At 50.0% G+C, this 2,196-nt stretch carries 2 protein-coding genes; both read right to left on the reverse strand.

Going from position 1 to position 2,196, the window contains the following annotated elements; translation table 11 throughout:
• Window positions 1-204: 204 nt before the first annotated feature.
• Window positions 205-1,527 (reverse strand): murein transglycosylase A, encoded by a 1,323-nt coding sequence (gene mltA, locus ACTHUE_RS16295; protein WP_107868156.1) that lies wholly within the window; start codon window positions 1,525-1,527, stop codon window positions 205-207.
• Window positions 1,528-1,616: 89 nt separating this feature from the next.
• Window positions 1,617-2,189, reverse strand: a complete 573-nt coding sequence (locus ACTHUE_RS16300) for an RDD family protein (RefSeq protein ID WP_070584504.1) — start codon at window positions 2,187-2,189, stop codon at window positions 1,617-1,619.
• Window positions 2,190-2,196 lie beyond the last annotated feature (7 nt).

Raw genomic sequence — 2,196 nt, forward strand, 5'->3', positions numbered from 1 at the left:
CCGAGCGTTCGGGTAGGTTGCTTGAGCACACCAGCAATGATGTGCCTAGAGGAATGACTGTCCGCGACAGAACCCGGCTTACCGTCCGAGCTGTATGTCCCCATACCGCGGCAGGTTTTTAAAACCTACCGCATTTTTATAGAAATAAAAAGGCCGTCTGAAACCTGAATCTTGGTTTCAGACGGCCTTTTTTTAAACCGCTGTTTATGGACGGTATTCCGGTTTCATGCCGTTGGGCAAGAGCTGCCATACATAGCCTGTGGTTTTCATTTTGCCAGCCACTTCGCCTGCCTCGTCGCCATAGCCCCAGAAATAATCCACACGGACCGCGCCTTTGATCGCGCTGCCGGTATCTTGCGCCATAATCAGGCGGTTGAGGGCTTTTTTGGTAATCGGATGAGCAGTGGCGACAAACAGCGGTGCGCCAAGCGTGATGTAGTGGCGGTCGATGGCACCGGCGTATTCGCCCATCAACGGCGTACCCAATGCGCCCACCGGGCCGGAATCACTGCTGCCGGTCAGCTCGCGGAAAAAGACGTAGCTTGGATTTTGTCCCAAAACTTCGGCAAGGCGGCCGGGGTTTTGCTTCATATAGGCCTTGATGCCCTGCATACTGGTCTGACCCAGCGGCAGATAGCCTTTGTCCGCCATATAACGGCCGATGGAAACATACGGATGTTCGTTTTTATCGGCAAATCCGACACGGATGTATTTGCCGGACGGCGTTTTCAGACGGCCCGAACCTTGAATGTGCATAAAGAAAAGTTCGACCGGATCATCTGCATAACCCAAAATCGGCGCTTTGCCGTTAAGCGCGCCGCCGTTGATTTGGCTGCGGGTGTGGTAAGGAACAAAACGACTGCCTTCAAAACGGCCTTTCAGCGCAGTACTGCGTGCTGTAATCGGGAATCTGGACAAGTCGGCCGTGTATGTGCCGCTGTTGTCGATGACGCCGCTGTTTGGGCCGGTTTGACGGATGCGGACGGTGGCTTTGCTGCCCCTCAAGTTTGCAGCCAGCGGAACGGAAACAAAATCGTTCGGAATGCCGTAAATAGGGAAACGGGATTGGCTTGTGGATTTGTCGTCGCCGTGCAGGACCGGTTCGTAATAGCCGGTAATGGTGCCGGCAGGATTGCCGCCGTTATCGACGCGCCATGCGGTGAAATAGCGCTCGAAAAAGTGTTTGGCTTGGAAATGGTGCACCGGTGTTTGCATGGCTTGGATACAAACGTCCTGCCAGCCTTGGCGGTTTTTAAGTTTTTCACAGCCTAAGCGGAAAGATTGCAGGCTTTTGGCGAAGTGTTGGGTGCTCCAGTGCGGCAGTTCGTTGTAGGAAACAACGGTGTAGTTTGCTCCTCCCCCGCTTACAGTCGTACCGATGGGATCAGGCGTACCGGTGGGGCGATCAGGACCTTTGATAACGCTGGTGTCGGTTTCGGGAAGATTTTTAATGCTTTTGCTCGGGCAGGCGGCAAGAATGGCTGCGGCAATACTGACGAGCGTAATGCGGTACAGATGTTTTTTCATGGAATCAATAGCGTGTCGAAAGGCCGTCTGAAAGCTATTTTTCAGACGGCCTATGTTGGAAAGTGCTGATTTTAACACAAAAAAGCGATTTATCGGCGCGGCGGCAATTTGACGACAACCGTATCGGCCAGCATATCGTAGAGCGTGCGACGGTTGCGTTTGACGGAGAAGAGCATGATGAAGTTGATGAAAGTCATAAGCAGAGAAACCAAATCTCCACCTGTTTCATTTACTGCCAACATTACCGCAATGACTATAATACCGACAATGAATGACCAAGCCACTTCGCGTATCAAAACCGTACCACCAAAACCCGGATTACTACCGTCACTTTTTAACACCCGGATGCCCATAATTTTTTTACCTAAAGACTGACCGTCTCGGCTCATGTAATACAGTTGGAAGATACCAAAAACCAAATAGACAGCCAAAGAAATAAAAAATGTTATGACTGCATAGTCAGGAGTATTAGAAAGAGAAGACTCCGAAACTAATTCTTTGCTTTCATCAAAAGTGAAAACTACCATCACAATGAATGGTACCCATATCAAAAAAGTAAACAGATTATTCAACAAATATGCCGCAACCCTCGCCCCCGGCGAAGCAATATGGACATCTACTATTTCTGTTTTAGGCAAATCCGACAAATTGATTTCGCTCATTTAATCT

The sequence above is a fragment of the Neisseria sp. P0021.S005 genome (assembly GCF_051956955.1).

What these genes read in the sequence shown, in the direction of transcription:
- mltA (WP_107868156.1), bottom strand. Translation starts at nt 1,527, where the DNA reads ATGAAAAAACATCTGTACCGCATTACGCTCGTCAGTATTGCCGCAGCC.
- ACTHUE_RS16300 (WP_070584504.1), bottom strand. Translation starts at nt 2,189, where the DNA reads ATGAGCGAAATCAATTTGTCGGATTTGCCTAAAACAGAAATAGTAGAT.